Annotated in this window: 17 protein-coding genes; 9 read left to right on the plus strand and 8 right to left on the minus strand. The window is 64.8% G+C overall.

The genetic code is table 11. The features are described 5' to 3' along the window. Positions 1 to 52: 52 nt before the first annotated feature. Positions 53 to 1,006 carry an SGNH/GDSL hydrolase family protein gene (locus J7I79_RS14330; protein ID WP_214954167.1) on the minus strand — a complete coding sequence of 318 codons (954 nt, stop codon included), beginning with the start codon at positions 1,004 to 1,006 and terminating at the stop codon, positions 53 to 55. 275 nt (positions 1,007 to 1,281) lie between these two features. Between J7I79_RS14330 and typA the strand changes: the two genes are divergently transcribed. Together typA and J7I79_RS14340 are read left to right on the plus strand one after the other, a co-directional pair. After that, complete coding sequence (gene typA, locus J7I79_RS14335; RefSeq protein ID WP_214954169.1) at positions 1,282 to 3,210, plus strand: translational GTPase TypA; 1,929 nt, start codon at positions 1,282 to 1,284, stop codon at positions 3,208 to 3,210. Positions 3,211 to 3,258: 48 nt separating this feature from the next. After that, positions 3,259 to 3,651 carry a hypothetical protein gene (locus J7I79_RS14340; protein ID WP_214954171.1) on the plus strand — a complete coding sequence of 131 codons (393 nt, stop codon included), beginning with the start codon at positions 3,259 to 3,261 and terminating at the stop codon, positions 3,649 to 3,651. A 7-nt stretch (positions 3,652 to 3,658) separates the two neighbouring features. On the opposite strand, the gene J7I79_RS14345 is transcribed toward J7I79_RS14340, so the two are convergent. Continuing rightward, the gene (locus J7I79_RS14345) at positions 3,659 to 4,168 is read right to left on the minus strand and encodes a helix-turn-helix domain-containing protein (protein ID WP_214954172.1); all 510 of its coding nucleotides are present in this window, start codon (positions 4,166 to 4,168) and stop codon (positions 3,659 to 3,661) included. Between the two features lie 62 nt (positions 4,169 to 4,230). Here J7I79_RS14345 and J7I79_RS14350 point away from each other — a divergent pair, with 62 nt between their 5' ends. The 4 genes from J7I79_RS14350 (at position 4,231) to J7I79_RS14365 (ending at position 8,503) form a co-directional block, all read left to right on the plus strand. Continuing rightward, a complete protein-coding gene (locus J7I79_RS14350; protein WP_311380581.1) occupies positions 4,231 to 5,364 on the plus strand; it encodes an MFS transporter in 1,134 nt (377 codons plus the stop codon). Positions 5,365 to 5,473: 109 nt separating this feature from the next. Next, entirely contained in the window at positions 5,474 to 5,800 is a 327-nt protein-coding gene (gene fdxA / locus J7I79_RS14355) for a ferredoxin (protein WP_055796733.1), read from the plus strand. A 10-nt stretch (positions 5,801 to 5,810) separates the two neighbouring features. Then, on the plus strand, positions 5,811 to 6,959 hold the full coding sequence (gene dapC, locus J7I79_RS14360; RefSeq protein ID WP_214954174.1) for a succinyldiaminopimelate transaminase: 1,149 nt from the start codon (positions 5,811 to 5,813) through the stop codon (positions 6,957 to 6,959). 260 nt (positions 6,960 to 7,219) lie between these two features. After that, positions 7,220 to 8,503, plus strand: coding sequence for a citrate synthase (locus tag J7I79_RS14365; RefSeq protein ID WP_104172158.1), 1,284 nt, complete (start codon positions 7,220 to 7,222; stop codon positions 8,501 to 8,503). An 80-nt stretch (positions 8,504 to 8,583) separates the two neighbouring features. On the opposite strand, the gene galE is transcribed toward J7I79_RS14365, so the two are convergent. Beyond that, positions 8,584 to 9,597: a UDP-glucose 4-epimerase GalE gene (galE, locus tag J7I79_RS14370; protein ID WP_214954176.1), complete on the minus strand. Its 1,014-nt coding sequence runs from the start codon at positions 9,595 to 9,597 to the stop codon at positions 8,584 to 8,586. 81 nt (positions 9,598 to 9,678) lie between these two features. Here galE and J7I79_RS14375 point away from each other — a divergent pair, with 81 nt between their 5' ends. Beyond that, positions 9,679 to 10,314, plus strand: coding sequence for a TetR/AcrR family transcriptional regulator (locus J7I79_RS14375; RefSeq protein WP_214954178.1), 636 nt, complete (start codon positions 9,679 to 9,681; stop codon positions 10,312 to 10,314). A 58-nt stretch (positions 10,315 to 10,372) separates the two neighbouring features. After that, entirely contained in the window at positions 10,373 to 10,984 is a 612-nt protein-coding gene (locus J7I79_RS14380; RefSeq protein WP_214954180.1) for a hypothetical protein, read from the plus strand. Between the two features lie 51 nt (positions 10,985 to 11,035). On the opposite strand, the gene J7I79_RS14385 is transcribed toward J7I79_RS14380, so the two are convergent. Together J7I79_RS14385 and dapD are read right to left on the minus strand one after the other, a co-directional pair. Beyond that, on the minus strand, positions 11,036 to 11,884 hold the full coding sequence (locus tag J7I79_RS14385; RefSeq protein WP_214954182.1) for a hypothetical protein: 849 nt from the start codon (positions 11,882 to 11,884) through the stop codon (positions 11,036 to 11,038). 56 nt (positions 11,885 to 11,940) lie between these two features. Beyond that, positions 11,941 to 12,972 carry a 2,3,4,5-tetrahydropyridine-2,6-dicarboxylate N-succinyltransferase gene (gene dapD / locus J7I79_RS14390; protein WP_214954184.1) on the minus strand — a complete coding sequence of 344 codons (1,032 nt, stop codon included), beginning with the start codon at positions 12,970 to 12,972 and terminating at the stop codon, positions 11,941 to 11,943. Between the two features lie 50 nt (positions 12,973 to 13,022). Here dapD and dapE point away from each other — a divergent pair, with 50 nt between their 5' ends. Next, a complete protein-coding gene (gene dapE / locus J7I79_RS14395) occupies positions 13,023 to 14,147 on the plus strand; it encodes a succinyl-diaminopimelate desuccinylase (RefSeq protein ID WP_214954186.1) in 1,125 nt (374 codons plus the stop codon). Between the two features lie 63 nt (positions 14,148 to 14,210). Here the strand turns inward: dapE and J7I79_RS14400 are convergent, their stop codons facing one another. The 3 genes from J7I79_RS14400 to J7I79_RS14410 form a co-directional block, all read right to left on the minus strand. Continuing rightward, positions 14,211 to 15,068, minus strand: coding sequence for an amino acid ABC transporter permease (locus J7I79_RS14400; protein ID WP_214954188.1), 858 nt, complete (start codon positions 15,066 to 15,068; stop codon positions 14,211 to 14,213). Next, complete coding sequence (locus J7I79_RS14405) at positions 15,065 to 15,715, minus strand: amino acid ABC transporter permease (RefSeq protein ID WP_160672472.1); 651 nt, start codon at positions 15,713 to 15,715, stop codon at positions 15,065 to 15,067. Before J7I79_RS14405 ends, J7I79_RS14400 begins: the two co-directional genes overlap by 4 nt. A gap of 96 nt (positions 15,716 to 15,811) precedes the next feature. Continuing rightward, on the minus strand, positions 15,812 to 16,699 hold the full coding sequence (locus J7I79_RS14410; RefSeq protein ID WP_214954190.1) for a glutamate ABC transporter substrate-binding protein: 888 nt from the start codon (positions 16,697 to 16,699) through the stop codon (positions 15,812 to 15,814). Positions 16,700 to 16,736 lie beyond the last annotated feature (37 nt).

Below are 16,736 nucleotides of genomic sequence, written 5' to 3' on the forward strand. Positions count from 1 at the left end.
AATACGTGGACAGTTTAATACGTGGACAGTCGGTAAAGTCGGGAGGCCCTGCTCAACCGAGCGGCAACGCCGAAGTGGCCAGCTCAGGCGGAGCCTTTAGCCCCAGTTCCTGCAGCCTTGTGGCCAGCAGGCCACCCAGTGCCTTGTGGCCGACATTGTTCATGTGCACGCCGTCAGCCAGATCCTTGGCCAGGTTGTACTTCGTCAGCCAGTCACCCACGCTGACAAACGGAATCGAGTGCTTGGCCGCCACCGTGCCGAGCAGGGCATCCACCTGCGACCGGCGGGCGCCGCCGTAATTGATGCCGCGGGCCAGGGTGCCGATCATGGCGAATTTAGCCCCAGGATAGCGCTGCTTCAGCGACGAGATCAGGCGTTCTGCGTTGGCCACGATCTGGGCGTCAGTTGCTCCGCGTGCGGCATCGTTCCCGCCGCCCTGGATGACCACAAGCCCCGGTGAACCATAGGGGAGCTGCCAGTCGCCGCGCTGCAGGGCATCGATGTAGTTGCCGGTCTTGCCGTTCGAGGCAACAAAGCCGGTGCCGCCGCGGCCGCAGAAGAAAACGTTGTAGCCGATGGCGGCCAGTCCCTGGCGCGGCCAACCGGCTTCAGGTTCGGACTGGGAATCGCCGATCAGGACAGCGGTCCGCCTAATGTTGGCCACAATGACTTCGTTCCGGCCGTTGGCAGGGTTCTTGTAAACGGACCCGGGTGCCATGGTGGACGGATCCGGCTCCGTGGCCAGCTGTGCCTTACTGGCTGAGCCGGCGGCAACCGGTTCGCCCGGCGCCGCGGCCACGGGGGCGGCCGCTGATTTCCGCGGGGTGGCCGCTGCCTTGGGGGAAACTGCCTCGGCGGATGGCTGCGCTGCCTGGGCGCTTGCGGCGGGACCGGTGGATCCCGTGGCAGCGTCGGGTGTTAGTGGTGCCTGCCCGCAGCCGGCCATCAGAACGCCGACGGCGATCATAGGTGCGACGAAGCGGGTCAGAGCCGAGGCATTTCGCATCTGTGGTCTCCGGGCTTTTCTTTGCTGTTGTCACCGTAATAATGGGGCATCCCACAAGGAATTTCCAGTAACTTTAGGCTCGATTCGTCCCATTCCGGTGACGATCCTGTAACGGGCCCGGAACCAAGCCACTTTCTGGTTTTTAGGCCAATAAATGACCTAGCGCTTAGACTGGTAGAAGGCGCCCTGTGCCAAAGGGTCTCGTCCGTCGTGCGTTCCGGTTGGAAATGTCGCGATACCACAGCTGACTTCACCACTGAATCGAGCAATAACGCATGTCTGAAACCACCACCAACACCGCGGTAGCCACTGCATCGCGCAGTGACCTGCGCAACGTCGCGATCGTGGCCCACGTTGACCACGGCAAGACCACGCTGGTCGACGCCATGCTCAAGCAGACCAACTCCTTTGCCGAGCACAACCACCTCGAAGACCGCGTCATGGACTCCGGTGACCTGGAACGCGAAAAAGGTATCACCATCCTGGCCAAGAACACCACGGTGGCCTACAACGGACCGTCCTCCAACGGCGAGACCATCACGATCAACGTGATCGACACTCCGGGCCACGCCGACTTCGGTGGCGAGGTGGAGCGCGGCCTGTCCATGGTTGACGGCGTTGTGCTCCTCGTCGATGCTTCCGAGGGTCCGCTGCCCCAGACCCGTTTCGTGCTCCGCAAGGCCCTCGCCGCGCACCTGCCGGTGATCCTGCTGGTCAACAAGACCGACCGCCCCGATGCGCGGATCGAAGAAGTTGTCCACGAGTCCATGGACCTGCTCCTGGGCCTGGCCTCCGACCTCGCCGACGAAGTTCCGGACCTCGACCTGGACAAGATCCTCGAAGTTCCGGTCGTCTACGCAGCAGCCAAGGTTGGCCGCGCCTCCCTCGAGCAGCCGGCTGACGGCACCGCTCCGGAGAACGAGGACCTTGAGCCGCTGTTCAAGACCATCATCGAGCACATCCCGGCACCGACGTACAACCCGAACGGTGTCCTGCAGGCGCACGTCACCAACCTGGACGCCTCGCCGTTCCTGGGCCGCCTGGCTCTGCTCCGCATCTACAACGGCACCCTGCGCAAGGGCCAGACCGTCGCATGGGCACGTGCCAACGGCGAGCTGAAGAACGTCAAGATCACCGAACTGCTGGCCACGAAGGCACTTGACCGCGTCCCGACCGAGTCCGCAGGCCCGGGCGAGATTGTCGCCGTCGCCGGCATCGAGGAGATCACCATCGGTGAGACCCTGACCGACGCCGAGAACCCGCAGCCGCTGCCGCTGATCACCGTGGACGATCCCGCGATCTCCATGACCATCGGTATCAACACCTCGCCGCTGGCCGGCAAGGTCAAGGGCGCCAAGGTCACCGCCCGCCAGGTGAAGGACCGCTTGGACAAGGAACTGATCGGTAACGTCTCCATCAAGGTTCTTCCCACCGAGCGTCCCGACGCCTGGGAAGTCCAGGGCCGTGGCGAGCTCGCGCTGGCCATCCTGGTTGAGCAGATGCGCCGCGAAGGCTTCGAGCTGACCGTCGGCAAGCCGCAGGTTGTCACCAGGACCGTCGACGGCAAGATCCACGAGCCGATGGAGCACATGACCATCGACGTGCCGGAAGAGTACCTCGGCGCCGTCACCCAGCTCATGGCTGCCCGCAAGGGCCGCATGACCAACATGGCCAACCACGGCACCGGCTGGTGCCGCATGGAGTTCATCGTTCCGGCCCGTGGCCTGATCGGTTTCCGCACCAAGTTCCTCACGGACACCCGCGGCGCCGGTATCGCGGCCTCGATCTCCGAGGGCTACGAGCCCTGGGCGGGCCCGATCGAATACCGCACCAACGGTTCGATGATCGCCGACCGCGCCGGTGTTGTGACGCCGTTTGCCATGATCAACCTGCAGGAACGCGGCTCCTTCTTCGTGAAGCCGACCTCCGAGGTCTACGAGGGCATGATCGTCGGCGAGAACTCCCGCGCCGACGACATGGACGTCAACATCACCAAGGAAAAGAAGCTCACCAACATGCGTGCTGCTTCCTCCGACACCTTCGAGAACCTGACGCCGCCGCGCGACCTGACCCTCGAAGAATCCCTCGAATTCGCCCGCGAAGACGAGTGCGTCGAGGTTACCCCGGAGTCCATCCGCATCCGTAAGCTCATCCTGGACACCAACGAGCGGGCCAAGGCCAACCGCGCCCGCGCCAAGGTCTGATCCCGGCACGTTCCGGTCATCACCCTCGTGAACAATAGAGCTGCCGGCATGGCAGGCGGCATTGCCGCCGCTGTGCCGGCAGCTCTTTTTGTCGCCGCCGCCGGGACGGCCCTGCACCGCCAGCAGTGGATGCTGACCGGTGTCATTCTTCCCTGGGGTGCCGTGGCAGCCCTGTTCCTGCTCGGCTCCGTCCAGCTGCTGCTCGGGGCGGCCTTCAGGTCCCTGATCCCGACGGCGGCCTGCGGCGTGCTGTGCTACATGCTGGCGGGCTGGTGGTCGATACTGGAGCCCGGCAAGCGGCTCATCGCCGGGGACATTTCCGGGAATATCTGGATCTACGGCATCGCAGGTACCTCAGTGCTTATGCTCGCCTGGTGCCGGCGCTACCGGCAGCCCCACACGCAGCCGCAGCCGCACACGCAGCCACAGCCGCCGGCCTGACGGCGCGTCAGCCCGCCGTCGGGTCCCGGTGGTGCGCGATCATCAGCGAGGTGGCCTCGCCGTCGTCGTCCGCCGGGAGCCGGACATATTCCTCAATGACCGCCCGCAGCTTGCCGAGCATTTCCTCGCGCCGGGCGGCATTGAATTTCACCCCGAGCCGCCAGACTTCGATGTCCTCCGGCGGGAGGTCCCTGGTCTCCTGCAGGAACGTCTCGATCAGGACCGGCGCTACGTTGTCCACCGGCGTCTGCCAGGACTTGCGGCTCGCTATATACGGAACCTCGACGGCGCCCCGGTTACCTTTTCGGCGCTCCTCCGCCACAAGGAATCCGGTCCGCACGAGTGTCCGGACGTGATGCAGGCTCGATGCCGGGTTGAGGCCCAGGAGCTCGGCGATTTCCTTGTTGGTCCGTGACTGGTGCAGGCACAGCCGCAGGATCCGCAGCCGCAACGGGGAGCTCAAGGCGCGCCCCTTGGCCACAACGTCCGCATCAGAGTCCTGCCCCGGCCGATTCATAAGGAAAGTGTAGCCAACAAGTGATTGACACATGCCAATCACTCCTGCCAGACTGGCGCCGCGTGACCGCCCGACCCTCTGCCGAACATACTGGCGGGCCCGCCGCAGGAACGCCTGCGGGCAACGCACCGCCGGCGTCACTTTGGCGCGACTGGAACTTTGCCGCCTTCTGGACCGCGCAGGCCATGAGCCAGCTCGGTGCCCAGCTGGCCTTTCCCGTGTTGGCGGTGACGCTGCTGGGGGCCACCGAACTCGAGGTGGGCATCCTCAGCGCCGCCGGACTCGCCGCCTTCCTGGTGGTGGGGCTGCCCGCCGGCGCCTGGGTGGACCGCTGGCTGAAACGCCGGACCATGATCACCTCGGACCTGGTCCGGATGGCCGCCATGGCCGCTGTCCCGCTCCTGTGGTGGGCCGGTGCCCTGCAGATCGGGCATCTTTACGTGATTTCAGCGGTAGTGGGAGTGGCCACCGTTTTCTTTGATGTGTCCTACCAGAGCTTCGCTTCGTTGCTGGGTGCTCCGGGCAAAGTGGGGGAGGCGAACTCGAAGCTGGAGGCAACGGTCCAGCTCGCCCGGATCGGCGGACCTGCCGCCGGCGGCGCGCTCCTGACGGTGCTGACGGCGCCGCTGCTGTTCATTGGCGAATCCCTGGGCTACCTGTTGTCCGCCGTCTTCCTGGGACGCACGCGGGACGGTGAGAGGCGGCTACCTGCGGCGGGCAGGAACTCCCTGGGAGCCGAGATCAGGGAGGGCCTGGGGTTCGTGGCAGCGCGTCCCCTCATCAGGCGCATCGTGCCGTGCACCGGCGGCGGGAATTTCGCCGGCACACTGGTCTTCACCCTGCTGCCCGTCCTGGTGCTCCGGCACCGGGATGCGCAAGCTCCCGGACAGCGTGGAGACGGGCAGTTCCTAGGGAGCTGTCCGCGGGGCGCGCCTCACCGGCGCCGGCGGCACCGGCTTCGCTGCCACCACCAGTGCCAACGGAATAACGACGTCGGCCCGCCGCGTGCGGACGATGCAGTCGGTATCGCTGATCCGCACCAGATCGCCCAGCGCATCCGTCAGGCCATCCGATATCCTGTACCGCACCACCACCCGCGTGCCCAGGGGGGCGCCTTCAAGGAACTGCCGGGGGGTGGGGATCTGCGAATTCACCACTTCATACTAGGACGCCGGGCTTGTATGACGCGCCGCTAGGTTCGCGGGAACAGGCTGTTAGATAATAGGCTCAGAAGTCAGCAGTCCGGCGCTCAGGCCGGGAGTGATAACCGGCAGGTGCCGGAACCAACGTGGAGAGGCAAGGGACGTGACGTACGTAATCGCGCAGCCGTGTGTAGATGTCAAGGACAAGGCATGTATTGAAGAATGCCCCGTCGATTGCATCTACGAGGGTGAGCGGTCCCTCTACATCCACCCGGACGAGTGCGTCGACTGCGGTGCCTGCGAACCCGTCTGCCCCGTGGAGGCCATTTACTACGAGGACGACACCCCGGATGAGTGGGCCGACTACTACAAGGCCAACGTCGAATTCTTTGACGACCTGGGATCGCCCGGCGGTGCCGCGAAGGTCGGCAACACCCACACCGACCACCCGATGATTGCCGCCCTGCCGCCCCAGAACCAGGACCACTGAGGCGCCTGGCGTGACTTCGGCGGTACGCAGCTTCGGCCTCAGCCTGCCCGACTACCCGTGGGAGGCCATGGCGCCCTATCTCGCCAGGGCGGCAGAGCACCCCGGCGGGGCGGTTAACCTCTCCATCGGCACACCCGTGGATCACACACCCCCACTGGTCCAGGAGGCGCTCCAGAGGGCAGCAGACGCCCCCGGATACCCCACAGTGCACGGCACGCCGGCGCTCCGCGCGGCCATCGCCGAGTGGTTCGGTCGCCGCCGCGGTGTCCCCGGGGTGGACCCGCAGCATGTGATGCCCACGGTCGGTTCCAAGGAACTTGTGGCGTGGCTGCCGTTCCTTTTGGGGCTCAAGCCGGGCGACGTCGTCGTCCGTCCCACAGTTGCCTACCCCACCTACGACATCGGGGCGACGTTCGCGGGAGCCGAACAGTTCGCCGCTGACGACCTCGACGAACTGGACGACGAAACGCGGCAGCGTGTCCGGCTGGTGTGGGTCAACTCGCCGGCCAACCCCACCGGAAGCGTCCGCGACACCGCATCCCTGAAGCGGATAGTGGACCAGGCCCGCGCCCTCGGCGCCGTGGTGGCATCCGACGAATGCTACGCGGAGCTTGGCTGGGGGGAATGGGACGTCCAGCGGGGCGGCCAGCCCGTGCCCAGCGTCCTGGACCCGCGCGTTTCCGAGGGTTCCCACGAGGGGCTGCTGGCTGTGTACTCACTCAGCAAGCAGTCGAACCTTGCAGGGTACCGTGCGGCCTTTGTGGCCGGTGACCCGGTGCTCATGGCCAATCTGGTGAACAGTCGCAAGCATGCGGGCATGATTGTTCCCTACCCGGTCCAGGAAGCCATGCGCGTGGCGCTTGGCGACGACGCCCACGTCCAGGCGCAGAAGGACCTGTACCGCGGCCGGCGGGAACGGATCGTGCCGGCACTCGAGGCATTCGGGCTGACGATTCACGAATCGCAGGCCGGGCTTTACCTGTGGTGCACTGCCGGTGAAGCCACATGGGACACCGTGGGCAGGCTCGCCGAGATCGGCATCGTGGTAGGTCCCGGCGTTTTCTACGGCGATGCAGGCAACGGGTTCATTCGCGTTGCGCTGACGGCCGCGGACGAACGGATCGATGCGGCTGTGGAGCGGCTGTCTATCGGCGCGTAGCCGCCACGAAGCAGGCGCAGGTCCGTAACAATGGTGTGACACGCGACACAAGTGGGGCGTTTTTGGGGCATTTTGGCACTACCGGATTAGTGCCACCTTGCCAAGGAGCGGTACTTTTTAACTGACTATCAATGGTGGCTTTCTACAAGAAGGTAGCCCGGCCGTTGGAATCCCTGCCCATGCAGGCTCCTCGGGCGGCTTCACCAGATGTTGGATCAAGCTTTCTACAGAGAGGCCCTGACGCCTCATGAGGAGACTCCATGACTGAGACCACCAGCGCAACCCTGCGCCATGCCGGCGGCGAGCTCGAACTCCCGCGCATCCAGGTTGTAGAAGGAAACGAAGGCTACGACGTTTCCAAGCTGCTGAAGCAGACCGGTGCCGTTGCTTTTGACCCCGGTTTCATGAACACCGCGGCCACCACGTCCGCAATCACCTACATCGACGGCGATGCCGGGATCCTGCGCTACCGCGGCTACCCGATCGAGCAGCTCGCCCAGCACTCGAGCTTCCTGGAAGTCTCTTATCTGCTCATCTACGGCAACCTGCCGAGCCCCACCGAGCTGGAAGCCTTTGACCAGCGGATCCGGCACCACACCCTGCTGCACGAAGAGCTCAAGGGCTTCTTCAGCGGCTTCCCGCGGGACGCGCACCCCATGCCGGTGCTGTCCTCGGCAGTGTCCGCCCTCTCCACGTTCTACCAGGACTCGCTGGACCCGTTCAACGCCGAGCAGGTGGAGGTCTCCACCTACCGGCTGCTGGCGAAGATGCCGGTCATCGCCGCCTACGCGCTGAAGAAGAGCATTGGCCAGCCGATGCTTTACCCGGACAACTCCCACAACCTCGTGGAGAACTTCCTGCGCCTCAGCTTCGGCCTTCCTGCCGAGCAGTACGAGGTGGATCCGATCGTCGCCAAGGCGCTGGACCTGCTCCTCATCCTGCACGCCGACCACGAGCAGAACTGCTCGACCTCCACGGTCCGGCTGGTCGGCTCGTCGAACGCCAACCTCTTCGCATCCGTGTCCGCCGGCATCAACGCCCTCTTCGGCCCCGCCCACGGCGGCGCCAACGAGGCCGTGCTCAAGATGCTGCGCCAGATCCAGGCCGACGGCACCAAGCCCGAGGACTACATGGAGAAGGTCAAGAACAAGGAGGACGGCGTCCGCCTCATGGGCTTCGGACACCGCGTCTACAAGAACTACGATCCCCGGGCCAGGATCGTCAAGGACACGGCGCACGAGATCCTTACCAAGCTCGGCGGCAACGACGAACTCCTGGACATCGCCCTGCGCCTTGAAGAGAAGGCCCTGAATGATGACTACTTCATCCAGCGCAAGCTCTACCCGAACGTCGACTTCTACACCGGCCTGATCTACAAGGCCATGGGTTTCCCGGAGAAGATGTTCACGGTGCTCTTCGCGATCGGCCGCCTGCCGGGCTGGATTGCCCAGTGGCGCGAAATGATCAGCGACCCCAACACCAAGATCGGCCGCCCGCGCCAGCTGTACACCGGAGAGCCGGAGCGCAACTACCCGGTCAGCTAGGTCCCCACCGGCTAGTACGACGCCGGCCGCGCACCCAAGGTGCGCGGCCGGCGTCGTTGTTTAACGTCGAGGCGGGGACGTTAGGAGTTGTAGCCCATGGGGTTGTTCTTCTGCCAGCGCCAGTGGTCCTCGCACATCTGGTCCACGGTCTTCGTGGTGAACCAGCTCAGGTCAGCCAGGGCGGAGGTGGCGTCGGCCCAGAAGGCCGGGAGGTCGCCTGCGCGGCGGCCGGTGATCTCATAAGGGATTTTGTGCCCCACGGCCTTTTCAAAGGATCGAAGCACTTCCAGTACCGAGGAGCCCTTGCCGGAGCCAAGGTTCCAGCGGTAGACGCCGGTACGGTCAGCTACGTGGTCCAGGGCTGCCACGTGGCCTTCGGCGAGGTCCACGACGTGGATGTAGTCACGCAGGCAGGTGCCGTCCGGGGTGTCGTAGTCGCCGCCGAACACCATGAGCTTGTCCCGCCGGCCCACAGCCACCTGGGCAATGAACGGGACGAGGTTGTTGGGGATGCCCTGGGGGTCTTCGCCGATCCGGCCGGACGGGTGTGCGCCCACCGGGTTGAAGTAGCGCAGGAGTGCGATGTGCCAGCGGCTGTCCGCGGCGCCGAGGTCCGAAAGGATGTCCTCGATCTGTTCCTTGGTCCGGCCGTAGGGGTTGTTGGCGCCGATCTCCATCTTTTCCACATAGGGGATGGGGTTATGCTCGCCGTACACGGTTGCCGAGGAGCTGAACACGAGGGAGCGGACGTCATGCTTGTCCATGACGCGGATCAGGTTCAGCGTGCCGACGAGGTTGTTGTAGTAGTACTTCAGCGGCTCCCGGACCGATTCACCCACAGCCTTCAGGCCCGCGAAGTGGATCACTGCGTCGATCCGGTCCTGCGCGAAAACGGCGTCGACGGCCGGCTCGTCCACGAGGTCAACGTTGTGGAACACCGCCTCCTTGCCGCTGAGCTCGGCTACGCGGCGCAGCGACTCCTCGCTCGAGTTGACCAGGTTGTCGATGGCCACCACGTCATGGCCGGCTTCCTGCAGGGACAGTACTGTGTGGGACCCGATATAGCCGGTGCCGCCCGTGACCAGAATTCTCATGGGCCCAACGCTATCCCAAATGGCCAGCCTGCTGCCCGTGTTGCCCACGCCTTGGCGGCACAACTGTGCTAAATAATAGGGGTGCCTAAAATCGTTGATGCCGCAGTCCGGCGACAGGAAGTTGTTGAAGCAGTCTTCAGGATCATCGCCGCGGACGGGCTGGAACGGGCCTCCCTGCGTGAGGTCGCTGATGAGGCCGGGCTTGCGGTGGGTTCCGTCCGCCACTACTTTGCCAGCAGCGACGAGCTCCTGGCCCACTCCTTCGGGGTTGTGGTGGACAGGATCAACGCCCGGCTGGACGTAGCCCGGGAAGACCTCATCCAATTGGCCCCTGGGACGGCGGGGCACAGTGAAGGAGTGTTAACACTGCTGGGCCAGTTCCTGCCGCTTGACGAGGAGCGGGCCGTGGACGCGTGCGTCTGGATGGCGTTCAAGAACGCCGCCAGAATCAGGCCCTTCCTGGCCGCCGAAGCTGACCGCAGCCACCGGGCCGTCGCCGCCGTTGTGGGGTGGCTCATCATGGAACTTCGGGCGCCGGGGGAGCTGGACGACGACGGCCACCAGTTCCTGGTCACCGAAGCGGAGCGGCTGCTCGCCACCCTGGACGGCCTGACGATGCACGCCCTGCTGCAGCCGGAATGGATGACCGCCGAAATGTGCCGGGACGTCCTGGCATCCCATCTGCTGAGCCTTGGCGAGTCCCAAACCGGCCATTAACGTCGGTAGTCATCAGGAATACACTGAGACAGTAAACAAGCCAAGGGAGGCCATTCGGATGCACCACACAGGCGGTCCTGGCTGGCAAATTACCATGGACACCTCGGGTCCTATGCTCATTGCACTATACGTTCGCGACGCCGCCGGACTCGACAGTGCGGGACGTCCGGCGCTTTGCCATATGGCCCCGAAGATCCGTCCGGTAGACCACGCCAACCTCATGTCCGAAGTAGGCGGGATCAGTGCGCTGAAGACCGAATGGGAGGCCTGGTGGGATCAGCTTCTCAAAGCGCATCCCAAGATGACCCCCGACGTCACGCCGCCGGGCTTTGATGCCTTTGGCAACTCGCCGGCGCTGCGCCGTGTGCTCCAGGCGCATTTCGGCTCGGCCTTGACCTGGGCACGCGAACGCCGCGCCGAATATGCCGAGCTGGAAGCCGAACGGGAGGCCAGCGGCGTCCCGCAGCTGCTCGGCGACTTGGTGGAGGACCGGCTGCTGGAGGTAGGCCGCAGTTCGCGGGATTTCACGTTGACCATCATCGAACTCCCGCTTACGGAACCGCGGGCCTGGTACCTGGAGCCGGACAAGATCATCATGAGCAAGGAACTGCTGTCTGAGCCTGAGGTGTTCCGGAGCTACGTCCAGCCGGTGGTGGAACTGCTCGTTTGAGCCCGGCCACCCCCGCGGCTGCCCGTTCAGGAAGCCCGGTCAGGGAGTCCTTCAGGAAGTCGCGGCGACCGTGACCGTGACTTGGCCCGGCTGCCCGTCGGAAGCCTGCCAGCCGTTCCGGGACTTCCGGTCCCAGCTGAGTCCCCCGACGTCGACCTCCGTCACGGACAGGGATTTCGCGTTCGCCACCGCCCACTGCCCAACGGCCCAGGCCTGGCTGCCGCTCACGTCCAGCACGACCGTGCTGCCGTCCGCGGTCGCCGGGACATTCCCGAAGGCTGCTGTCAGTTCGCCAACGATAGCCTGGGCATCGCCGGGTCCTTCCGGCGACTTGAGCGTGCAGTCCAACGCTTCCGTGGACTGCCCGGTCAGGGCTGAGGCATACGCCCGGCCCATGTCCTCGTGCTGCGCATAGGCCTGCGGGTAGGCCGAGCGCTGGACCTGCTGCGCGGCGGCCGTGATTTCCAGGGACTCGTATCCGGGGATTTTCACCAGGGCGTCGTAAAACGCACCGGTCGCATAGTAGGGGTCCATCACCTGTTCCGCGGTGCCCCAGCCCTGTGAGGGCCGCTGCTGGAAGAGGCCCCGGGAATCCGGCCCGGCCTGGTCGCCGTGTTCGATGTTGCGCAGCTTCGACTCCTGCATGGCGGTGGCCAGGGCGATGCTCGCCGCGCGTGGCGGCAGTCCCCGGCGCACCGCGACGGCGGTGATCAGGGCGGCGTTTGCCGCCTGGTCGGTTGCCAGTTCGGCCTTGGCGGAACCTACGGCGGCAGTGCATATTTCGGCAACGAGCGTTTCCGATCGCTGGATAAAAGCCACTGCCGTGTAGATCCCGCCGGCAATCAGGGCCAGGGCCAGCCCCAGCACTAGCAGGCGGCGCAGGCCACGTTTCCGTGACACGAGGCTACTCCCTCAGGCCCTCGATGGGCCGGTTGAACATCTGCGGGTAGGCGTAATCAGTTGGCGTGGAGTGCCTCATTGAGTTCAACGGTCTGGCCCTTGCGGGGGAGCACCTCGACGGCTCCGCTCGTGGAATTGCGGCGGAACAGCAGGTTGGGAACACCGGAGAGCTCCACGGCCTTGACCACCTTGGTGGTGTCCTCGCCGTCGGGATCATTCGGTCCGACCAAGCGGACACGGGTTCCGGCCGTGACGTACAGTCCGGCCTCCACCACCGAGTCATCACCGATGCTGATGCCGACGCCGGAGTTGGCACCCAGCAGCACGCGTTCGCCCAGGGAGATCTTTTCCTTGCCGCCGCCGGACAGGGTGCCCATGATCGACGCGCCGCCGCCAACGTCCGTGCCGTCGCCGGCCACAACGCCGGCCGAGATGCGGCCTTCCACCATGGATGTTCCGAGGGTTCCGGCGTTGAAGTTGACGAAGCCCTCGTGCATCACGGTGGTGCCTTCGGCCAGGTGCGCGCCGAGCCGGACGCGGTCGGCATCGGCGATGCGGACGCCCGCGGGCACCACGTAGTCCACCATGCGCGGGAACTTGTCCACGCCGTAGACAGTCACGGCACCGCGCCGGCGCAGCTTGGCCCGGGTCAGTTCGAAGCCCTCAACAGCTGCCGGACCGAAGTTCGTCCAGACGACGTTGGGGAGCTTTCCGAAGATGCCGTCCAGGTTGATCGTGTTGGGCTGGACCAGGCGGTGCGAGAGCAGGTGCAGGCGGAGGTACGCGTCGGCGGTGTCGGCAGGAGCCTCGTCCAGGTGCACCTGGACGAAAACGACCTGCTGTTCGGTGCCACGGTCCGCGTCGGTGCCGGCTGCGGCGATCTCGGCCAGCACCGGATCCGCGTTACCGACGTCCCGGAGGCTGTCCGCTGCGGTTCCAAGGGACGGCGCGGGGAACCAGACATCCAGCACGGTGGCCTCGCCATTGCGGGTGGATATGGTGGCCACACCGTAGCCATAGGCGGAGCGGGCGTCGGCGGATGCGGAATTGTCAGCGGGCACGGCGGAAGCAGCAGCGGTTTCAGTCATGGCTCCAGTCTATCGAGAGGCGGGAGCAGGACTCGAACTAGACTGTGATCGTGACTGCTCAAACCGCCTCCGCCCACCTGGATCTCCGCCAGGACGTTGCCCTCCTCACCGCTGCGCTCATCGACATCAACAGTGTCTCGGGCAATGAGGAGGAGCTGGCCGACGCCGTCGAACATGCCCTGCGGAGGATTCCGCAGCTAGAAGTCGTCCGGGACGGCGATTCAATCGTTGCCCGTACCGCGCTGGGCCGGCAGGAGCGGGTCATCCTGGCCGGGCATCTGGACACGGTGCCCTTGCCGACAACCGAAGGGTCCCTCGGCACCGTCCCCTCCTTCTGGCCGTCCGGCGCGCCGGGGGAAGGGCTGCTGTATGGCCGCGGCACCACGGACATGAAAGGCGGAGTCGCGGTGCAGCTGGCGCTGGCGGCGTCGATGTTCGACGGCGGCGCCGAACCCAGCAAAGACGTCACCTTTGTGTTCTACGACCATGAGGAAGTGGAAGCGGTCAAGAGCGGACTCGGACGGCTGGTGCGAAACCACGGCGAGTTGCTCGACGGCGACTTCGCCATTCTGTTGGAGCCCACTCATGGAACGGTGGAAGGCGGCTGCAACGGCACCAGCCGATTTGAGGCCACCACTGTGGGCGAGGCCGCGCACTCCGCGCGTGCGTGGATGGGCAGTAACGCCATCCACGCGGCGGCACCTATCCTTGCCCGACTGGCAGCCTACGAACCGCAGACCATCAACGTGGACGGCCTGGACTACCGCGAAAGCCTCAACGCTGTGAAGATCAACGGGGGCACGGCGGGTAACGTCATTCCGGACCGGTGCGTGGTGGAGATCAACTACCGCTTCGCCCCGGACAAGACGCCGGACCAGGCGGAGGCGCATGTCCGGGAGCTGTTGGAGGGCTTCGCTGTGGTCCGCACGGACGCTGCCGCCGGCGCGCGGCCCGGACTGAACCACCCTGCCGCCGCGTCCTTTGTGGCAGCCGTGGGAGCCGAGCCGAAACCGAAATACGGCTGGACCGACGTGGCGCGTTTCAGTGAACTGGGAATTCCCGCCGTGAACTTCGGCCCCGGTGATCCGCTGCTGGCGCACAAGGACAACGAACATGTGGACGCGGAAGCCATCCGCGAATGCCTCCGGGCGCTGCGGACCTGGCTTTCGGCCTAGCCCCAAGCAAAAGGGTCCGCAGCCTGCAGGCTGCGGACCCTCTTGCTTGTCTGGTGGATGCTGCTACTTGGGTTCCCGTACATCCGGGAGTTCCGGTGCAACGACGGCGGTTGGCGCCTTGGCCACGCCACCGGCGGCTTTGTTGGAGCCGCGGCGTTCGATCCAGATTGCGAGCCGGGAAACGCAGATGTTGATCACAATGTAGATGGCGGCAGCCACAAAGAAGATGGGAAACAGGAACGCGTTACCCAGGAAGTCCGCCATCACCTGCACCGCGCGCAGAAGTTCGCCGTACGCCACGATGTAGCCCAGCGAGGTGTCCTTCAGGAGCACCACCAGTTGGGCAACCAGCGACGGCATCATGCGACGGACAGCCTGCGGCAGTTCGACGAGCATCCTGGACTGGAAACTGGTCAGGCCGATGGTCAGGCCGGCCTCCCGCTGTCCCTTCGGTAGTGATTGGATGCCGGCCCGGATGATCTCCGCGAAGATAGCGGTGTTGTAGAGGACAAGCCCTGCCACCACCGCGATGAAGGAACTCGTCCCGAATACGAGCAGAACGAACAGCATCATCAGGACAACCGGCATGCCGCGTAGGAATTCCAGGACCACGCGGGCCGGAATCCGGATCCAGGCGATCAGCGAGATGCGCAGCAGGCAGAACATCAGGCCGAGGGGGAACGCGATCACTGCGGCGAGGGCGGCGGCGGTTAGCGTGGCACCGAGGCCATTTCCGAGCAGCATCCAGACGTCGCCCCGGGTGAAGATGGCCCAGCGGCGGCCTTCAAAAATGCCCTGCTGGGCGAGAGTCATGCTGATCCATGCCAGGAGACCCAGGATCAGCACGGTTCCAACCACGGAACCGATCAGCGAGACCCGGCGCGCTTTGGGGCCGGGAACGTCGTAGAGGACTGAAGTCATCGGGCAATCGCCACCTTTCGTTCCACCGTGCTGGCAAGGACGCCCAGCGGAATAGTGAGGAGCAGATAGAAGAACGCAACGCCCAGCAGTACTGCCATGACCTGGTCACCGTTGGCGTTGGCCATTTGGCGGCCGTAGCCGAACAGTTCCAGGACAAAGAACGCGCCGGCGACGGAGGAGTTCTTGACGAGGGCGATCAGGATGTTGATCAGCGGCGGGATCACGGTCCGCAGCGCCTGCGGAAGGATGATGAGGTTCAGGACCTGGCCGAAATTCATGCCGATACTGCGGGCGGCCTCCGCCTGGCCAAGAGGGACGCTGTTAACGCCTGAGCGGACTGCTTCGGCGATGAAGGCCGCTGTGTAGGCGCTGAGGGCGATGATCGCTGCGACCTCGAACTGCTGGAATGTCACGCCGAGACGGGGCAGGACGATAGCCGCAAAAAAGAAGGCAATGGTCAGTGGGGTGTTCCGGAGGATTTCCACGTAGACGGTGCTGAATCCCCGAAGGGCCGCAACGGGGGAGACACGGGCTGCTGCCAGGAGTGTTCCGAGGATGAGGGCGATGATCCCGGAGACGACGGACAGGAAAAGGGTGCGGAGAAGGCCTTCCCAATAAAGAGGGAGGTTTTCAATGATGACTTCCATAGGATCCTTCGGCTCTAGGCGTAGGGGGTCAAAAGCAGGGTGGCGGCTTCCGGGGGAATGCGTGCAACGAATTCCCCCGGAAGCCGCCGTTGCTACCTAGTAACGGTTGATGGCCGGAAGTTCCGGGGCAGTCTTGATGACGGAGCCGGCGGTTGCTTCCCAGGCCTTCTTGTAGGACCCGTCCTTGCCGAACTCCTCCAGCTGGTCGTTGATCCAGTTGCGGAACACGGTGTCATCCTTCTTCAGGCCGATGCCGTAGGGCTCCTTGGTGAAGGTTTCGTCGGAGGCCAGCTTGAAGGCGTCAGGTTCCTTGTCCACGAAACCGGCGAGGATCACGTTGTCCGTGGTGACGGCTTCGACCTGCTTGTTCCGCAGCGGCTCGAGGCAGGCCGAGTACGTGGCGGCGGGAACGAGTTCTGCTCCGTACTTTTCCACGATGGTGGCTGCGGGAGTGGAGCCGGTCACGGAGCAGACCTTCTTGCCCTTGACGTCTTCGGGCTTCTTGATGGAGTCGTTGTCCTTGTTGACCATCAGTGCCTGGCCTGCCTCGTAGTACGGCCCGGCGAAGCTGACGACCTGCTTGCGCTTGTCGTTAATGGTGTACGTGGCGATGACCAGATCCACCTTGCCCTGTTCGATGAACGGCTCGCGGTTGGCCGAGACGGTCTCCGACCATTCGATCTTGTCGGCTGCGATGCCCAGCTTGGCGGCAATCAGCTTGCCCATTTCGACGTCAAAACCGATGGGCTTGCCGTCCAGGCCAACCTGGCCGAACAGCGGCTGGTCGTACTTCGTGCCGATTTTGATGGAACCGGCGGAGGCGAGCTTTTCCATAGTGCTGCCGGCTGCGAAGGTGGGCTTCTGGGCGACGGTGGGGTCGCTGGTGGTGCCGGTGCCGCTGCCGCCGCAAGCGCTAAGTGTCAGGGCGAGGGCTGCTGAGGCTGCAACCACAAAGGACTTCCGTCGTGTCAAAAATGCCTTCATGACATTACCTTTCATTGGGCGGCCGCTGTAGTGGCCT

Source organism: Arthrobacter sp. ISL-69, assembly GCF_018613775.1.
Taxonomy (GTDB): domain Bacteria; phylum Actinomycetota; class Actinomycetes; order Actinomycetales; family Micrococcaceae; genus Arthrobacter.

Bases quoted from the DNA above. Each gene is read 5' to 3' on its own strand.
- J7I79_RS14330 (WP_214954167.1), bottom strand. From the start codon at position 1,006: ATGCGAAATGCCTCGGCTCTGACCCGCTTCGTCGCACCTATGATCGCC.
- typA (WP_214954169.1), top strand. From the start codon at position 1,282: ATGTCTGAAACCACCACCAACACCGCGGTAGCCACTGCATCGCGCAGT.
- J7I79_RS14340 (WP_214954171.1), top strand. From the start codon at position 3,259: ATGGCAGGCGGCATTGCCGCCGCTGTGCCGGCAGCTCTTTTTGTCGCC.
- J7I79_RS14345 (WP_214954172.1), bottom strand. From the start codon at position 4,168: ATGAATCGGCCGGGGCAGGACTCTGATGCGGACGTTGTGGCCAAGGGG.
- J7I79_RS14365 (WP_104172158.1), top strand. From the start codon at position 7,220: ATGACTGAGACCACCAGCGCAACCCTGCGCCATGCCGGCGGCGAGCTC.
- galE (WP_214954176.1), bottom strand. From the start codon at position 9,597: ATGAGAATTCTGGTCACGGGCGGCACCGGCTATATCGGGTCCCACACA.
- J7I79_RS14380 (WP_214954180.1), top strand. From the start codon at position 10,373: ATGCACCACACAGGCGGTCCTGGCTGGCAAATTACCATGGACACCTCG.
- dapD (WP_214954184.1), bottom strand. From the start codon at position 12,972: ATGACTGAAACCGCTGCTGCTTCCGCCGTGCCCGCTGACAATTCCGCA.
- J7I79_RS14400 (WP_214954188.1), bottom strand. From the start codon at position 15,068: ATGACTTCAGTCCTCTACGACGTTCCCGGCCCCAAAGCGCGCCGGGTC.
- J7I79_RS14405 (WP_160672472.1), bottom strand. From the start codon at position 15,715: ATGGAAGTCATCATTGAAAACCTCCCTCTTTATTGGGAAGGCCTTCTC.
- J7I79_RS14410 (WP_214954190.1), bottom strand. From the start codon at position 16,699: ATGAAGGCATTTTTGACACGACGGAAGTCCTTTGTGGTTGCAGCCTCA.